The organism is Zunongwangia sp. SCSIO 43204 (assembly GCF_019904275.1).
GTDB lineage: Bacteria > Bacteroidota > Bacteroidia > Flavobacteriales > Flavobacteriaceae > Zunongwangia > Zunongwangia mangrovi.
This window is the reverse complement of the sequence record NZ_CP063204.1, coordinates 969986-987465: the sequence shown is the minus strand read 5'-3', so window position 1 is coordinate 987465 and position 17480 is coordinate 969986. Positions and strand designations below refer to the sequence as shown.

Here is a 17480-nt window from a genome sequence, read left to right as displayed (position 1 = left end):
AAAAAACGCCCAATCTCAACAATCGAAATTGGGCGTTTTTGGTTTATATTTTTTTATAGTATTCAATCTTCATCCATAGCTTCGATAAGTTCATCTGTAATTTCAAGGTTATGATATACGTTTTGAACGTCATCATCATCTTCAAACTTTTCGATGAGGTTTAAGATCTTTTTAGCGTCCTCTACCGGTAGTTCAACGGTGTTTAAAGGGATTCGTTGCACTTCAGAAGATTTTGTTTCAATCTCTAATTCTTCAAGCTTAGAAGACATCAGTCCAAAATCATTAAAATCGGTATAAACCGTTATTAGATCATCTTCTTTTTCGATTTTGGTGGCACCACCTTCTATAAGTTCTAGTTCAAATTCTTCAAGATTCATTTCAATTTTTTCTTTTTCAAGAACAAAAACTCCTTTTTTATCGAATAAAAATTCTAACGAACCATTGGTACCTAAACTTCCGCCATTTTTAGTGAAAATGGATCTCACAGAAGCTACGGTTCTATTGGTATTATCTGTGGTGCATTCAATAAAGATTGCGATTCCGTTAGGTCCATAACCTTCAAAACTTACCGTTTCGTAATTGTCGGCATCTGCCCCACTTGCTTTTTTAATAGCACGATCTATGGTGTCTTTGGGCATGTTTACCCCTTTAGCATTGCTTATAGCATTACGTAAACTTGGGTTAGCTTCAGGATCTGCACCGCCACCTTCTTTTACAGCAACACTAATTTCTTTAATTGCTCGGGTAAATTGCTTTGCACGTTTTTTATCCTGCGCTCCTTTGCGGTGTTTTATATTCGCCCATTTACTATGTCCGGCCATTTTATTCTCCTTTTTTAATCAGTTTTGCTTCAATTTAAGTCGATTTTGGTCAAAAATGAAGCAATTTTCACAAATTTAAGAAATTGAGGAATTAATAAGAAATAAAGGGATTTATACCCTATTTTATTCTGAAGTAAATTTTAAAGCGGATAATTGGATATATTGTAGATGAAAATTCACTCTTAATCAATCAAAAAATGAAGAAGTTATTTTTAATACCAATGCTATTGGCATGTTTTCTATTGGGCTCTTGCGGTAGTGATGACGACAATGATTCTGAAATTTCTAACGAAATAAATGGAACCTGGGAAGTTTCTAACGTTTATTACGAAGGTGATATGAATTATGGCAATTTGGATTACCAATTTATAGGCCAGTCCGTGAGTTTTGATGATTATATCTTCGATTTTAAAGAGGACGGTATATTTACATCTTCTGGAGCTTATACAGTCGAGTTCACCATGATCATGAACGGCCAGGAGTACACTAGTGAAGAAGCTGTACCATATTCTTCGGTATCGGGTAATTACTCGATAGTTGATGACAAACTATATTTGGAAACACAATCTGAAGAACATGAGGTTGAAATCATAGAACTGAGTTCTAATAGAATGATCCTTAACGCTTCAGGAAGTGCAGCCTTAACCGGCGGAATGGAAGGTACTGCAAATGTAGATGTAATGGAGATCACACTTCAGAAGCAATAAGCATAAAACAAGTAAAAACTAAAAACCCTCATAGCTTAAAAACTATGAGGGTTTTTATATAAAAGCTTTTAATTGCTATTAATCGTTTAGTTTTAAAACAGCCATAAACGCTTCCTGAGGAATTTCTACGTTTCCTACCTGGCGCATACGTTTTTTACCTTTTTTCTGCTTCTCTAACAGCTTTCTTTTACGAGAGATATCTCCACCATAACATTTTGCGGTAACGTCTTTCCTAAGTGCTTTTACAGTTTCTCTGGAAATGATCTTAGCACCTATCGCTGCCTGAATAGGAATATCAAACTGCTGTCTTGGTATCAATTCTTTAAGTTTTTCGCACATTTTCTTACCAATATCGTAAGCATTGTCCTGGTGTAATAAAGCTGAAAGCGCATCTACTTTATTAGCGTTAAGCAGTACATCTACTTTTACCAGCTTAGAAGCTCGCATTCCTATTGGTGAATAATCGAAAGATGCATAACCTCTAGAGACTGTTTTTAAGCGATCATAAAAATCGAAAACAATTTCTGCTAAAGGCATATCGAACGAAAGTTCTACACGCTCTGTAGTTAAATAAGTTTGATTCGTAATTTCTCCTCGTTTTTCAATACAAAGCGACATTACTGGCCCAACATAATCGGCTTTGGTAATAATTGTAGCCTTAATAAACGGTTCTTCTACTCTATTTAAGGTTGATGGTTCTGGCAGATCTGATGGATTGTTTACCAAAATCATCTCATCTGGCTCTTTATTGGTATAAGCAAAATAAGAAACGTTAGGTACGGTAGTAATTACCGTCATATCGAATTCACGCTCTAATCGTTCCTGAATGATCTCCAGGTGAAGCATTCCTAAGAATCCACATCTAAAACCAAATCCTAATGCTGCAGAACTCTCTGGAGTGAATACTAAAGAAGCATCATTAAGCTGAAGTTTCTCCATCGATGCTCTAAGCTCTTCATAATCTTCAGTATCTACAGGATAAATTCCGGCAAATACCATAGGTTTTACATCTTCGAAACCGGCAACAGCCTCTGTCGTAGGATTTTTTGCATCGGTAATCGTATCCCCAACTTTTACTTCACGGGCATCTTTAATTCCGGTAATTAGATATCCAACATCACCAGTTTTGATCTCTTGTTTTGGATGCTGAATTAGTTTTAAAGTACCAACCTCATCTGCCGAATAATCGTTGCCTGTAGCAACGAACTTGATATGCTGATTCTTTTTTATACTACCATTGATTACTCTAAAGAAGGTTTCTACGCCGCGGAATGGATTGTAAACCGAATCAAAGATTAAGGCTCTTAAAGGAGCATCAACTTTACCACTTGGTGCAGGAATTCTGGTAATAATAGCATGTAATATTTCTTCGATCCCGATACCTGTTTTTGCACTGGCAGGAATCACCTCTTCACGATCGCAACCTAAAAGATCTACAATATCGTCTGTAACTTCTTCTGGATTGGCACTGGGAAGATCAACTTTATTTAAAACCGGAATGATCTCCAGGTCATTTTCTAAAGCCAGATAAAGGTTAGAAATCGTTTGTGCCTGGATACTTTGTGCGGCATCTACCACCAATAAAGCGCCTTCACAGGCAGCAATAGATCTAGAAACTTCGTAAGAAAAGTCTACGTGTCCCGGGGTGTCGATAAGATTTAAAACGTATTGCTCACCTTCATGAATGTAATCCATTTGGATTGCATGACTTTTAATAGTGATACCACGCTCCCGCTCCAAATCCATACTATCCAAAAGCTGTGCTTGCTTTTCTCTCTCTGTTACCGATCCTGTAAAATCTAAAAGCCGGTCTGCCAACGTACTTTTACCGTGATCGATATGGGCGATGATACAAAAGTTACGAATGTGTTTCATGCAATTGTGAACATTTTAAATTATATCCAAACTTTGGATGTAGCTGAGGTTTTCCCTCTATTCTTTTAAAAAATTCGTTTTAAATAGGATAGGTCAATCTTAATTAAACCATCATTTTTAAAGCGATCCCTAATTTTATGATCAAAAATCAATCAAAATATTATAATATTTGACAGTATAGTTATAAAATTTTTGGGCTGCAAATATAGTTTATTTCAAATACCTGATGTAAACTTTAAATGGCTCTTTAAAAATTCAAGAATTAGCTCGAAATTATAGATAATTCTAAATAAAAATTTAGATTATGTTCTTTTTAATTATAAAAAAAGTTAATAAAGTGTTTAAGTTTTATAAAAAAGTTTCTTTTTTTTGTAGAAAGTCTTTTTAGAAAATTTTAATGATTTGAATTTAAGCTTTTTTAAAATGCTAATTTAAAACACGAGTAAATAAATATTATGAGCGATAACTCGAAAACTTCAGGAACCAGTAAATCTATAATCATTATAGGTGTTTTATTTTTCATCTTTGGATTTGTAACCTGGTTAAACTCCGTTTTAATTCCTTATTTAAAAACAGCCAACGATTTGAATAACTTCCAATCGTTCTTCGTGGCGTTTGCATCTTACATCTCTTATTTTGTAATGGCAATTCCTTCAGCAAAAGTTTTAGAGAAAACAGGTTTCAAAAAAGGAATGGGGCTTGGATTAGTTGTGATGGCAGTTGGTGCTTTAATATTCATCCCGGCTGCAGCATCAAGAACTTATGCTTTATTTTTAACAGGATTGTTTGTTCAGGGAACAGGTTTAGCTTTATTACAATCTGCTGCAAATCCATATATCACCGTTTTAGGCCCAATAGAAAGTGCTGCGAAGCGTATTAGTATTATGGGTATTTGTAATAAGGTTGCAGGTATTTTAGCACCTTTAACGATTGGAGCCATATTACTTAAAAATATGGATCAGGTGGAAGCGAAACTTAGCACCTTAACCGGAGCCGAGCGTGAAGCCGAATTAGATTTGCTTTCTTCACGAGTTGAGATGCCTTATATCGTAATGGCGATCGTTCTTGTAGGTTTAGCGGTTTTAATTTATTTTTCTTCTTTACCAGAAATTGAAACTGACAAAGAAGATGAAAGTTTAGCAGAAGCTAATAAAAATAAAACCAGTGTTTTCCAATTTCCTAATTTACTTTTAGGAACTTTAGCGATGTTTCTTTACGTTGGTGTAGAGGTTATTGCCGGTGATACAGTAATTACCTATGCAAAAGATGGGCAGGGAATTGCTTCTGAAGCGGCTTTACAATTTACATCCTATACACTAGCGGCAATGATCGTTGGTTATTTGATCGGGACAGTTACTATTCCAAAATATATTAGTCAGGCAAAGGCATTACAAATTTCAGGAATCTTAGGTATTATCTTAGGTTTAGCGGCTATTTTTACTGAAGGTTTTGTTTCCGTACTTTGTATATCGATGCTTGGTTTAGCAAATGCGGTTGTTTTTCCTGCAATCTGGCCTTTGGCTTTAGATGGTCTTGGAAGATTCACCAAAATAGCTTCTTCATTTTTGATCATGGCTATTGCCGGTGGTGCGATCGTTCCTTTGGCTTATGGTTCTTTAGCAGATAGCTTTGGGCTTCAGCAGGCATATTGGGTAGTGATTCCATGTTATTTATACATTCTTTTCTTTGCCGTTAAGGGACATAAGATTAGATAAGCCCATCTTGGATTTAATGAATCAAACCTCGGGGAATTAAACCCTGAATGAGGGATTAAAAATATAAATATGAAACGTTCTTTCTTTTCTGTTTTCTTTTCAGTATTCATCTTTTTGGGTGCTTACGCCCAGGATAAACCCGCTATAATTCCCAAGCCTTCCAAAATTGAATGGAAAAATAGCGAATTTCAGTTTTCATCTAGCGTAACTTTTTATGCAGATGCTGAAGCTGAAAAAAGTTTAAAATGGCTAAAAGCACTATTGAATGCTACAGGAAGTGAGCTTGAAAAAGCTTCAGAAAAGGAAGCTATCGTTTCATTGAAAATCGATAAAAATCTTTCTTCTTCTTTAGGAAATGAAGGTTATCAGCTTAAGGTAACTTCAGAAAAAATTAAAATTGAAGCCGCTACTAATGCCGGACTTTTCTACGGAATTACAACGCTTCGCCAACTGTTTCCAGCTGAAGTGGAAAATGGTAAAATTACGTCAGAATTTAGTATTCCAGCGGTTAGCATTACCGATAAACCTTTTTACGAATGGCGAGGAAGTATGATCGATGTTGCCAGAAGCTTTTTTGATTTAGATTATCTAAAAAAGCATGTAGATCGTATGGCCCTTTATAAATTGAATCGTTTTCATATTCATTTAAGCGACGATCAGGGGTGGAGAATTGAGATTAAAAAATGGCCAAAATTAACCGAAATAGGAGGGCAGTCTGCTGTAAAAAATGGTCGTGCCGGTTATTTAACTCAGGCTGAATTTAAAGAATTACAGGCCTATGCAAAAGAGCGTAATGTAATTATTATTCCTGAAGTTGATATGCCGGGACACACTTATGCTGCTTTGCAGGGATATCCAGAATTAAGCTGTGATAATTTCGAGAATCTTGATCCTAAACGTGCAACTCCACCAGAACCTTATCACGGTGTAGAAGTAGGGTGGAGCAAGTTTTGTATGGAAAAACCAGTAGTTTACGATTTTGTAAGTGATGTGATTGCCGAGCTTGCTGAAATTACTGATGGCCCTTATTTACACATTGGAGGCGATGAAATTGAAGATGAGCATTACAAAGAATTTGTAGTAAAGGCTGAAAAAATTGTTCGTGAAAACGGCAAAACTGCTATTGGTTGGGAAGAAGTTACCCAGGCTAAAGTAGACGATTCGTTTATTAGTCAGCGTTGGACTGGAACCACCAAAAGTGTTGTAGATACCAGAATTATCGAATCTATTTGTAAAAGTTTTTACTTAGATCATGGGAATATTCCAAATCAGCCAAATACCTATAGCTGGTGTAAAAAAGACGGGGTTTCCTTAAAGAACGTTTACGATTTTGTTTCTGAAAATGAGAATGCTATAGGCGTTGAAGGTGCGGTTTGGACAGAGCTTGTACATAGCGATGCAACTGCAGACGATCGCCTTTGGCCAAGAAGTATTGCTGTTGCTGAAGTTGGCTGGTCTTCACCAAAAAAGAAAGATTATTCTGAATTTACAAAACGTTTGGGAACGCACGGTAAACGATTGGATTATCTGGGAATCAACTTTTATAAAACCCCAGATGTGCAGTGGAATGCAACAAAAATTAAAGGAGTATTTTCTACAGTAGAAAAATAATCGGAAATTGCGAGAGCTAATATTATCTGATGGAGAGTAAACAACCCGATACCGAAAAGCAGTCAAAATATAACGATCTTGAAAAGATGAGCACGGCAGAATTGCTGTCGAACATCAATAAAGAAGATCAAACAATTGCTGAAAATGTACAAAAGCAGCTACCCGCTATAGAAAAACTGGTAGATGTAATTGTTGAAAATATGCAAAAAGGAGGTCGGTTATTTTACATTGGTGCCGGCACAAGTGGTAGATTGGGAGTTTTAGATGCTTCAGAATGTCCACCAACTTTTGGCGTAACTTCAGATATGGTTATTGGTTTGATCGCAGGCGGTGATACCGCTCTTAGAAATGCGGTTGAAAATGCTGAAGATGATACTTTACAAGCCTGGAAAGATCTTCAGAAATATCAAATTTCAGCAAATGATACGCTTGTAGGAATCGCAGCATCAGGAACAACTCCTTATGTTATCGGTGGAATAAACGAAGCCAGAAAACATGGAATATCAACTGGATGTGTAGCCTGTAGTAGCGGTAGCCCATTAGGCGAAGCTTCAGAATTTCCTATTGAAGTGGTAACAGGCCCTGAATTTGTGACCGGTAGTACAAGAATGAAAGCCGGAAGTGCCCAAAAGATGGTTTTAAATATGATTTCTACCAGTGTTATGATCAAATTGGGTAAAGTTAAAGGCAACCGCATGGTAGATATGCAGCTTTCTAACAAAAAGCTGGTTGGTCGCGGTACGCAAATGATCATGGACGAACTTAATGTACCAGAAGCTGAAGCTAAAGAGCTTTTACTGAAACATGGTAGCGTTAGAAATGTCTTACTCGATAGTCGAGATTAAAAATTTCTTGTCTTGCTTTAAATAAGGAACAATCTTCAAATTAACGCTCTTGGTTTTTCCCTCAAGGAGTTTAATCAATTATAAAAAAGAGCTCAAATAATATCGAATATCGGCTTATAGTTTAGAGCAATTTTAGACCTGCTTTTTGATATTTTTCAAGGCTTTTATCTGAAGGGTCTAATTCGGTTACCATTGTGTCTACTTGCGTAAGATCACAGATCTTATAGCGGTTTATGGTATTCAATTTTTTAGAAATACTTAGGGAAACGATCTTTTTTGAAGAATTGACCATTGCTTTCTTCATCTGAGCAATTTCCCAGTCAATTTCAGTAATTCCTTTTTCTAAATCCATATAACCGGTTCCTAGAAAGCAAATATCTGCAGTAATTTCAGCTAAGGTATTAATAGAACTTCCGCCGGTAGCTAATTGAGATCCTTTAGAGAGTTTTCCGCCAATTAAGTGTACTTCGCTTAGCATAGATGAATTATTAAGCAATTCTACCGCCATAGGTAGGCTGGGCGTAAAAAAGGTAAGATTCATCTTTTTGGGTAATAATTTTGCCAGTTCTAAATTTGTAGACCCACCCGTTATAAGCACAACATCACCATGATTTAAAAGGGAAACGCCTTTTTTAGCGATGACTGACTTATTTTCATACTCATAGATCTCTCGATTTTGATCGGAATGTATGTTGAAACCATTAGATACCGCGCCGCCGTGAACCTTTTTTAATTGTTTTTCTTTATCCAGTTCTACAAGATCTCTTCTTACGGTATCCATAGAGACATTAAGAATATTGGTTAAGTCGCTTAGCAGTACTCTGTTATGTAAATGAACTTCGTTTAAAATAATCTCGTGTCGTTCTTTTTTTTTCATTGTAGGAATGATTACAATTTGATATTTGCATAGTTTATATCAAGGCTAAATATCGATAAAAACTATATAATATGTTAAAATATAGATATTTTATTAAAATATAATTTTTATTGAAACATGGTAAAATGCTGTTTTTTGTCGCAATAAATATATTATTTAACTTTAAATATTGCATTATTTTTTAATAAATGCTGCTTTTTATTGCTTTTAGAAAATTTAAATAATAAGTTTGTTTTATAACTAATTGTTAACGAACTACTATGAAAAGACAATTCAAGCGACCAGTCTTGTTACTATTCTTATTGTTTTCAATACAGATTTGGGCACAGGAGAGAGACATTTCAGGAACTGTTGTGGATGAAGATCAAATTCCGCTTCCTGGAGTGAATGTTCGGGTAAAAAATTCGAATATAGGTACGGTAACCGACTTTGACGGTAAATTCAGTTTAAGCATTCCAAATGCTGAAGGTGCAATTCTAGTATTTTCTTCCATAGGTTTTACTACTCAGGAGGTACAAGTAGAAGATCAGTCTGCTTTTAACATTACCATGACCGTTGATACAGAAAGTTTAAACGAGGTTGTTGTTACATCTTTTGGTATAGAGCGAGAGAAAAAAGCTCTAGGTTATTCTGTGCAAGAAGTAACTTCAGAAGAAGTTTTAGAAGGAAATCAGCAAAACGTGGTAAGTGGTCTGCAAGGTAAAGTCTCTGGGGTAACTATAGGAAATTCTGGTGGAGCTCCTGGTTCTTCTTCAGTGATCCTAATTCGTGGAGGTACATCTATTACCGGGGACAACCAGCCATTATTCGTAGTAGATGGTATTCCTATTGATAACTCTACTGGATCTAGTTTGACTGTAGCCAGCATTAACCGCGCTGCCGATTTAAATCCTGAGGATATAGAAAATATATCTGTTCTAAAAGGACCTGCAGCGGCTGCTCTTTATGGTATTCAGGCTGCAGAAGGAGCTGTTATTATTACAACTAAAAAAGGAAAGGCCGGTAGTAGCACGGTTTCTTACTCAGGAACATTTTCTGTAGACGAAGTTTTAGGCACTCCAGACGTACAGCAAAATTATGGACAGGGAACACAAATATTGAGTACAGATGGATTTAGTTATGAAACTCAATCTCCGTTTAGTTGGGGACCAGAAGTTTCGGGGGCACAAACCTATGATCATATCAGCGATTTTTATCAAACCGCGGTTACACAAAATCATAATGTGAGCTATTCTGGAGGTTCAGAAAAAGGAACAATGTATTTATCTATTGGTGATCTTTCTCAAGATGGTGTAATTGACGGAACAAGTTATGATAAAACTTCTTTCAAGATTAATACCAGTTCTCAAGTAAATGATAAACTAACTGTAGGTGCATCTGCAAATTATATTGTAAGTGAAATAGGAAGTACCAGACAAGGAAATGCCAGTGGTAGTAGTTATAGTAGTTTATTGTCCTATCCTGTAAATATTGATATTCAGGATTACTATAATGACGATGGCTCTCAAAGAATGTTTTATAATGATCAGACCTTTGATAATCCATACTGGAGTTTAGAAAATAGTCCTAACGAAAATAAAGTAAATCGATTACTAGGAATTGTGAATGTAAGCTATGATTTCCTCAATAATTTTAATATTTCCTATAAGCTGGGAACAGATTATTTTAGAGAATTTAGTAAACAGGTTATTGGTACTGGTTCACTAATCGAAAACAGATCTGAAGGTTATATAAGTCAGTTTGAAAGAGAAAATAGAAGAACTACGTCGAATTTAATTATTAGCTATAATAAAGATATTACAGAGGATTTTGCTGTAGATGCTTTAGTAGGTAATATGGTAGAAGACTTAAAAGTTCATACAGTGTATACTTATGGAGATGGTTTTCAGGCACCAGGAATTTATAGTATTGGTAATGTTTCTCAGGAAAATCAATCAATAACAGAAATTATTAGAAGAAGAAGGGCCGTTGGGGTTTTTGGAGAAGTAAAATTTGGATGGAAAGATGCTTTATTTTTAAACTTTACCGGTAGAAACGACTGGAGCTCAACTTTACCACAAGAAGATCGTTCATTCTTTTATCCTTCGATAGGTTCATCTGCAGTTCTAACAGATTTATTGAGCCAGGGAGGTAATGATATTACTTCAGATAATGGATTAACCTATTTAAAATTAAGAGCTACTTGGGCAAAAGTAGGTAAAGATGCACCAATTGGTGCTTTAGAGAGCTTTCTTGGAACAAATATTAACTCACTTGCAAGTTCTGCCTACACTTATAACGGGGTCGATATTGGTAATCCAGAGTTAGAACCTGAATTTACGAACAGTTATGAATTTGGATTTGACTCCCGATTTTTTGAAAATAGATTAGGACTCGATATGAGTTTTTATTATAGTAAATCTGAAAATCAAATTTTGGAGGATATTAGGGTTCCACCATCGGCAGGAACTTTCTATGCAACTTTAAATGGGGGCTCTATTGAGAATAAAGGTATAGAAGCATTATTAACAGCTAAATTATTTCCTAGGGAAAGTGATTTTCAATGGGATATGACCTATAATTTGGGAGTGAACCAAAGTGATGTTATCGAATTGCCTGGGCAGTTAGACGAAGTATATTTATCAGATTCATGGACATTTGGTAATACTGCTGCTGGTGCTGCTATACTTGGAGGTTCACTATTTGGACTTCGAGGTTATCAGGCGGTTAGAAACGATGCAGGAGAATTTATAATTGGTGCAGATGGATTACCAGAATTAGAAACAGTAATCTACGATGATGTAAATAGATTACCTGATTGGACTTTGGGAATAACAAATACACTGTCTTACAAAAACTTTAATTTTACATTCCTTCTGGATATTGTACAAGGACAGGAGGCTTATAATGCTACAAAATCTGCTCTAGCCTATTATGGTTTAGCTGAAGAAACTTTGGGGAGATCTACAGGAGGAACGAGAGTAGTTGAAGGTGTAACTGCAAATGGAAATCCAAATACGGTAGAGGTTACAGATCAGCAATATTTTCAGCAATATTATTCTCAAAATGCAGAAAATTTTATAGAAGATGCTTCATATGCAAGATTAAGATATGTAACGTTTTCATATGATTTACCTTCAGATTTTCTGGATAAATTTAATGTAGTTTCAGCTCAGCTTTCTGTAACGGGAAGAAACCTTTTTACTATAACAGACTATTCTGGAGTAGATCCAGAAGTTAATACGTATGGTGCCGGTATACAGGGAGCAGGATCTATGGGTATTGATAATTTGGGTACACCAAACACAAGAGGATTTGATGTAGGATTACGATTTAAATTTTAAGAATTATGAAAAAGATTTATAACTATATATTTGCTGTTTCTGCATTGGTAACATCGTTTTCATGTAGCGATGATTATTTTGATGTGAACAGTTCAGTAACTCAACCTACCAATACAGGGTTGGCCCCACAATATAGAATTGAAGGAGCTATAGAAAACACTGTTGCAACTGCGCAATATAGAGGAGTTAGAGAAGTACTGGGAGTCGTGCAATATGGTTCTCAAAATACGGCAGCATACTATTCAGAATCCTGGAATACTTTCTTAACTACAGGTAATTATTTTTTATGGCAAAATGTATATGTTTATGCATTGCCAAATACGGCAGATCTAATTTATTTAGGTGAAGAGTACAATTCACCACATTATACTGCAGTAGGAAAGATACTTAGAGCTTATCTTTTTGGAATGGCCACAGATCAATATGGTTCTATAGTTATGGAAGATAGCTATGATCCAGAACAAACGATAGAACTAGAGCCAGAGTTTTCTACTCAGGAAGAAGTTTACGAAAGAATTTTTCAATTATTAGATGAGGCTTTATTGGAGCTAGATATGGAGAGTGAATTAGGCTTGGACGATGAAGGTGGAGATATTTTATATCATGGTGATTTAGCACAATGGAGACGTTTTGCAAACTCTATTAAAGCTAGATATTTGAATCATCTTACTAAAAAATCTTCTGGAGAACATGCTTACGATCCACAAGCCGTTATTACAGCTGTAGAAAATGGATTTGTTTCTAATGAAGATAATGCACTTATTGAATACGGTGGAGGAGAAGCCAGTAACGATAATCAGCCATTTAGTGTTAGTGGTTACGGCTCTACCAGATTCGATTACTTTTCTGAATTTTTTGTAGAACTTTTGCAGGACCCATTGAACATTGAAGAAGATTTCGAAGATCCACGATTATCAGTAATTGTTCCAGAAGCTGTTAACGGAGGCTATCAGGGTGTGCCAACGGGAGCAGGAGTAGATGCAGAAGAAGCAGATAACTATTCTATTGGATATGGCGGATTCTATACCTCTCCAGATTCACCTACTTTTATGATGACTTTTTCTGAAGTAAAATTTATTGAAGCTGAAGCTAGATATCGAAGCGGTGATGTAGCAGGTGCATATTCTGCTTATTTGGAGGGTGTAGAGGCAGATCTGGAAAAATTAAATATTTCTTCTGAAGAAATTTCAGCATATATGTCTACAATCGATGAAGAAATTGGTCAGGAAAGTTTTGACTTATCTCAGATCTTTGTTCAAAAATATATTGCAAATATGCTAAACCCAGAAACTTGGGTAGATTTTAGAAGGGTGGATTATAGTGATGAAATTTATCCAGGTTTAGAACGTCCGGAAAATGTGAACGTTAGTATCTTTCCTGGCGAAGATGATTGGTTAAGAGCAATGATGTACGAGTACAATGAAGAAGATCGTAATTATGAAAATATGCCAAATAATGATCCTGCAATACGATTAACGACACCAGTTTGGTGGGATACCGAAGAATAAATTTTTCAGGTTAGATTTATAAAGCTTGTTCGAGATTAATTAATTTTGAGCAAGCTTTATTCTATAATTAGAATTGGCTATTTGAACTTAACCACTAATTATGCGTCAGCATTCAATAATGAAAAGACCCTACCTGTTAAGAAGTAGTTTATTTATTTGGAGTGTTTTGCTCCTTTTTTCCTGTAAAACACAGCAAACGGTGCAAACTTCTAAGCCAGAAAATCAGCCGGAAGTTGTAGAAACGCAAATTCCTAAAGAAGATAAAGAAGCTGAAATTGATACCACAACACCAACCAAGGTTAGCCTGGAAGAATTACCCAAGGAAGTTGAGGTAGAAGAAGAAATCATAAAAAGTAAACCACCAATCGATGTAGCTGAATTTCGTGCTGCATGGATTGCAACTGTAGCCAATATTAACTGGCCGTCACGTTCTGGTTTGCCAACCGCCCAGCAACAAAGTGAAGCTATAAAATTGTTAGATTTTTTAGCGAATCATAACTATAATGCGCTGATCTTTCAGGTGCGTCCGCAAGCCGATGCCTTGTATCAAAGTGATATCGAATCCTGGTCTTATTACATCGCCGGACAGCAGGGAAAAGCGCCACAACCTTTTTACGATCCGCTAACTTTTTGGATTAACGAAGCACATAAACGCGGTATGGAATTGCATGTTTGGTTAAATCCGTATCGGGCGTATCATACTACCGGTGGCGAAATTAGCGAAGCTTCCGTAGTGAAAAAAAATCCAGAGATGGTGGTGAAGCTACAAAACGGAATGTACTGGATGGATCCTGCTCGTAAAGATGTTCAGGATCGTACGGCAGCGGTTGTAGAAGATTTGGTGAAACGTTATGATGTAGACGGAATTCATTTTGACGATTATTTTTATCCTTACGATTCTTATAATGGTGGGAAAGATTTCCCAGACGATCAAAGCTGGAATGCCTACAAAACTGAAGGCGGAAAATTGAGTAGGGGAGATTGGCGTCGTAAAAACGTAGATGATTTTATCGAACGTGTGGCGAAATTGGTTAAAAAAGAGAAGAGTTTTGTAAAATTTGGGATTAGTCCGTTTGGGATCTGGCGGCCCGGATATCCACAATCTATCGCCGGTTACGATCAATACGAAAAGTTGTATGCCGATGCCAAAAAATGGCTAAACGAAGGCTGGGTAGATTATCTAACGCCACAGTTGTATTGGAAGACCGATCAAATTCCGCAGAGTTTTCCGGTTTTATTAAACTGGTGGGAAGAAGAAAATACTAAAAACCGACATGTTTGGCCAGGAATTAATGCCGGTTTGATCGAAGAAGAAGGTTACGAGAACGAGTTGTTCAATCAGATCCTGATCACTCGCGGAATGTTAGCTAAGGATCCGGGAGCGGTATTGTGGAATCTTAAAGCGTTGATGGATAATAAAGAAGCTGAAAAAGCTTTAGCTGAAAATTATTTTAGAAAACCGGCTTTGGTGCCACCAAGCCCATGGATGGATAATAAAGCTCCAAAATCACCTGAAATTTTAACTAATCTTGATGCAAATACGCTACGAATTTCCTGGGAACATCCAGATGAAAATGATGTTTTTAGATGGGTTTTATATTTTCAGTATGAAGGCAGTAAATGGGATTTTAAGATTTTGAATAATGATCAGCTTTCAGAACTTAAAACCACACTTTCTTACCTGGTTGGAGAAAAAAAGGTGAAATTATCGAAAATTGGTATTACAGCGGTAGATCGCACCGGGAATCAAAGTGATTTTAAAGAAATTATTCTGGAATAAATCGATAAAATGAAGATCGAATATCACCAATATCAACTGCAATTAAAGGATACCTTTAGGATTAGTCATACCTCGCGCGATGTGCAGCCAAGTTTGGTAGTTTCGGTATCTCAAGATGGTTTTACCGGTTTTGGCGAGGCAGCCGCAACTTCGTATTACGGGGTAACGGTAGAAGGGATGATCGAGTCTCTAAAAAAAGTCGAGAAAATCGTCGAAGATCATATCGAAGAACCTCCCGAAGTGATTTGGGAGAAGCTTTATCCTGAATTAAAGACCGAAACTTTCGCGCTTTGTGCTTTAGATATGGCCTTGCACGATCTCTACGGAAAAAGAAAGCAAAAACCGCTCTATAAATTGTGGAAATTGGATCCTTCTGAAGCGCCTCAAACCAGTTATACGATAGGAATTGCTTCCACTGAAGAGATGATTCGTAAGATCAAAGATTTTCCGTGGCCTTTGTATAAGATCAAGCTAGGAACAGATCATGATATCGAAATTATAAAAGAGCTTCGAAAACATACAAAATCGGTTTTTAGAATCGATGCAAATGTAGCGTGGAACGCAAAACAAGCGATCGAAAATAGCCTTATTTTGAAAGAATTAAATGTTGAATTTTTAGAGCAGCCACTTCCGGTAGATGATCTTGATGGTCAAAAAATGCTTTATGAAAATTCAGCATTACCAATAATCGCCGACGAAAGTTGTATCGTAGAAAGCGATGTTGAAAAGTGTGCCGAACGTTTTCATGGTGTAAATATAAAACTCACCAAGTGTGGCGGAATTACCCCGGCATTACGAATGATTGCAAAAGCAAAATCTCTTGGTTTAAAAACGATGGTGGGTTGTATGACCGAATCGACCGTTGGGATTTCTGCAATTGCGCAACTTGCTCCTATGCTCGATTTTGTAGATATGGACGGTGCTTTATTGTTGAAGAATGATACTTCAACCGGAGTCAAGATTACTTCAGAAAAAGTGATTTATCCTACGGAAAATGGTACCGGTGTAAAATTGTTTAAATTTGAATAAGATTGAAATTCAGTAAAAATGAAGATAAAAAAATATAGTTTTTGGACATTGGCTTTAACCGCGGTTTTGCTAAGCTGTAATGAAAAACCGGAAACAACTTCCGAAGAAAAGAACGAAGCGCAAGTTATTATCGATAGCTTAGAAAATGTTTATGCACCTGATGGCAGAGTGGCGTTATTCGATTTTGAAGCTGAAAAAAATGCTGATGAGTTTACGATCGAAGGCGAAACGAATATACCTGAAGCTGCTGAAGATTTAGAAAAAACACTTAACCAAAAAGGATTAAAATTCACGTCGAATATCGAAACTTTACCTGATACTGAAGGTTTAGAGGATCAAACGATGGGAGTGATCAAAATTTCTGTAGCGAATCTTCGTGAAGAACCACGCCATGCTTCGCAGTTAGTGACACAAGCTACTTTGGGAATGCCGGTGAAAGTGTATAAAAAGGAGGGAAGCTGGTATTATATTCAGTCACCAGATGGTTATCTGGCCTGGGTAGATTACGGCGGGATTCAGAATATGACCAAAGAAGCGTTTGCTGACTGGAAATCTAAAGAAAAGCTGATCTATTTAAATCCCTACGGAAAATCGCTAAAATCGGCTAAAAATGATGCTGAGGTGGTTTCAGATCTTGTTGCCGGAGATATTTTAGAACTTACTGCTGAAAACGGAAATTTCTACGAGATTTCTTATCCCGATGGCCGAACGGCTTTTGTTCCAAAATCTGATGCGAAACCTTATAAAACCTGGTTAGCCGATTTAGAAGTAGACGGAGAATCGCTTATTTCGACGGGTGAAAAATTAATGGGATTGCCATATTTATGGGGAGGAACTTCGCCAAAAGGAGTAGATTGTAGTGGTTTTACCAAAACAGTTTACTTTTTAAACGGAATGGTGATTCCGCGTGATGCTTCACAACAAGTACATACAGGAGTTTTAGTGGATTCTACTAGGAACTTTGAAAATCTTGTTGCCGGAGATTTATTATTCTTCGGAAGACCAGCTACAGATTCTACAAAAGAACGAGTTGTTCATGTTGGAATGTGGATTGGCGATCAGAAATTTATTCATTCGATGGGTGATGTGCACATAAGCACGATGGACACCACCGCTGAAGATTTCGACGAATACAACTATAATCGTTACCTGCGATCTAAACGAATCCTAAACGAAAAAGGTAAAGGATTACAGTATTTAAAAGAACAGGATATTTTTACGGAGTAGTTTTTAAGTTCACGGTTTACAGTTTACAGTGAACAGTTTTTATTTATTAGCGGTCAGCTTTCAGCGAAAATTGATGCTGAGATTGTAGATTCTTGACTTCTGATCTTTTGTCTACAGTGATTTGTCATTTCGAGCGTAATGAATTGGAGTCGAGAAATCTCA

The 17480-nt window shown here is 36.5% G+C and carries 12 protein-coding genes; 9 read left to right on the top strand and 3 right to left on the bottom strand.

Annotated elements, in window-relative coordinates; all coding sequences use genetic code 11:
• Positions 1-62 precede the first annotated feature (62 nt).
• A complete protein-coding gene (locus INR75_RS04320; protein WP_223090918.1) occupies positions 63-821 on the bottom strand; it encodes a YebC/PmpR family DNA-binding transcriptional regulator in 759 nt (252 codons plus the stop codon).
• Positions 822-1018: 197 nt separating this feature from the next.
• Here INR75_RS04320 and INR75_RS04315 point away from each other — a divergent pair, with 197 nt between their 5' ends.
• The gene (locus INR75_RS04315) at positions 1019-1528 is read left to right on the top strand and encodes a lipocalin family protein (RefSeq protein WP_223090917.1); all 510 of its coding nucleotides are present in this window, start codon (positions 1019-1021) and stop codon (positions 1526-1528) included.
• 78 nt (positions 1529-1606) lie between these two features.
• Here the strand turns inward: INR75_RS04315 and lepA are convergent, their stop codons facing one another.
• Positions 1607-3403 carry a translation elongation factor 4 gene (gene lepA, locus INR75_RS04310; protein WP_223090916.1) on the bottom strand — a complete coding sequence of 599 codons (1797 nt, stop codon included), beginning with the start codon at positions 3401-3403 and terminating at the stop codon, positions 1607-1609.
• 455 nt (positions 3404-3858) lie between these two features.
• Here lepA and INR75_RS04305 point away from each other — a divergent pair, with 455 nt between their 5' ends.
• The 3 genes from INR75_RS04305 (at position 3859) to murQ (ending at position 7574) form a co-directional block, all read left to right on the top strand.
• On the top strand, positions 3859-5118 hold the full coding sequence (locus INR75_RS04305; RefSeq protein ID WP_092539797.1) for a sugar MFS transporter: 1260 nt from the start codon (positions 3859-3861) through the stop codon (positions 5116-5118).
• 69 nt (positions 5119-5187) lie between these two features.
• Positions 5188-6729, top strand: a complete 1542-nt coding sequence (locus tag INR75_RS04300; RefSeq protein WP_223090915.1) for a beta-N-acetylhexosaminidase — start codon at positions 5188-5190, stop codon at positions 6727-6729.
• Positions 6730-6758: 29 nt separating this feature from the next.
• Complete coding sequence (gene murQ, locus INR75_RS04295; protein ID WP_223090914.1) at positions 6759-7574, top strand: N-acetylmuramic acid 6-phosphate etherase; 816 nt, start codon at positions 6759-6761, stop codon at positions 7572-7574.
• 121 nt (positions 7575-7695) lie between these two features.
• Here murQ and INR75_RS04290 read toward each other — a convergent pair whose 3' ends face one another.
• Positions 7696-8451, bottom strand: a complete 756-nt coding sequence (locus INR75_RS04290) for a DeoR/GlpR family DNA-binding transcription regulator (RefSeq protein ID WP_223090913.1) — start codon at positions 8449-8451, stop codon at positions 7696-7698.
• Positions 8452-8711: 260 nt separating this feature from the next.
• Here INR75_RS04290 and INR75_RS04285 point away from each other — a divergent pair, with 260 nt between their 5' ends.
• The 5 genes from INR75_RS04285 to INR75_RS04265 all read left to right on the top strand — a co-directional run bounded on the left by INR75_RS04285 (position 8712) and on the right by INR75_RS04265 (position 17318).
• Complete coding sequence (locus INR75_RS04285) at positions 8712-11774, top strand: SusC/RagA family TonB-linked outer membrane protein (protein WP_223090912.1); 3063 nt, start codon at positions 8712-8714, stop codon at positions 11772-11774.
• A gap of 5 nt (positions 11775-11779) precedes the next feature.
• Positions 11780-13282, top strand: coding sequence for a SusD/RagB family nutrient-binding outer membrane lipoprotein (locus INR75_RS04280; protein WP_223090911.1), 1503 nt, complete (start codon positions 11780-11782; stop codon positions 13280-13282).
• Between the two features lie 118 nt (positions 13283-13400).
• Complete coding sequence (locus tag INR75_RS04275; RefSeq protein WP_223090910.1) at positions 13401-15062, top strand: glycoside hydrolase family 10 protein; 1662 nt, start codon at positions 13401-13403, stop codon at positions 15060-15062.
• A gap of 9 nt (positions 15063-15071) precedes the next feature.
• On the top strand, positions 15072-16091 hold the full coding sequence (locus INR75_RS04270; protein WP_223090909.1) for a dipeptide epimerase: 1020 nt from the start codon (positions 15072-15074) through the stop codon (positions 16089-16091).
• Positions 16092-16109: 18 nt separating this feature from the next.
• Entirely contained in the window at positions 16110-17318 is a 1209-nt protein-coding gene (locus INR75_RS04265) for an NlpC/P60 family protein (RefSeq protein WP_223090908.1), read from the top strand.
• Positions 17319-17480 lie beyond the last annotated feature (162 nt).

Excerpts from the sequence above, each read along its gene's own strand:
- INR75_RS04320 (WP_223090918.1), bottom strand. The coding sequence starts at position 821 with ATGGCCGGACATAGTAAATGGGCGAATATAAAACACCGCAAAGGAGCG.
- INR75_RS04315 (WP_223090917.1), top strand. The coding sequence starts at position 1,019 with ATGAAGAAGTTATTTTTAATACCAATGCTATTGGCATGTTTTCTATTG.
- lepA (WP_223090916.1), bottom strand. The coding sequence starts at position 3,403 with ATGAAACACATTCGTAACTTTTGTATCATCGCCCATATCGATCACGGT.
- INR75_RS04305 (WP_092539797.1), top strand. The coding sequence starts at position 3,859 with ATGAGCGATAACTCGAAAACTTCAGGAACCAGTAAATCTATAATCATT.
- INR75_RS04300 (WP_223090915.1), top strand. The coding sequence starts at position 5,188 with ATGAAACGTTCTTTCTTTTCTGTTTTCTTTTCAGTATTCATCTTTTTG.
- murQ (WP_223090914.1), top strand. The coding sequence starts at position 6,759 with ATGGAGAGTAAACAACCCGATACCGAAAAGCAGTCAAAATATAACGAT.
- INR75_RS04290 (WP_223090913.1), bottom strand. The coding sequence starts at position 8,451 with ATGAAAAAAAAAGAACGACACGAGATTATTTTAAACGAAGTTCATTTA.
- INR75_RS04285 (WP_223090912.1), top strand. The coding sequence starts at position 8,712 with ATGAAAAGACAATTCAAGCGACCAGTCTTGTTACTATTCTTATTGTTT.
- INR75_RS04280 (WP_223090911.1), top strand. The coding sequence starts at position 11,780 with ATGAAAAAGATTTATAACTATATATTTGCTGTTTCTGCATTGGTAACA.
- INR75_RS04275 (WP_223090910.1), top strand. The coding sequence starts at position 13,401 with ATGAAAAGACCCTACCTGTTAAGAAGTAGTTTATTTATTTGGAGTGTT.
- INR75_RS04270 (WP_223090909.1), top strand. The coding sequence starts at position 15,072 with ATGAAGATCGAATATCACCAATATCAACTGCAATTAAAGGATACCTTT.
- INR75_RS04265 (WP_223090908.1), top strand. The coding sequence starts at position 16,110 with ATGAAGATAAAAAAATATAGTTTTTGGACATTGGCTTTAACCGCGGTT.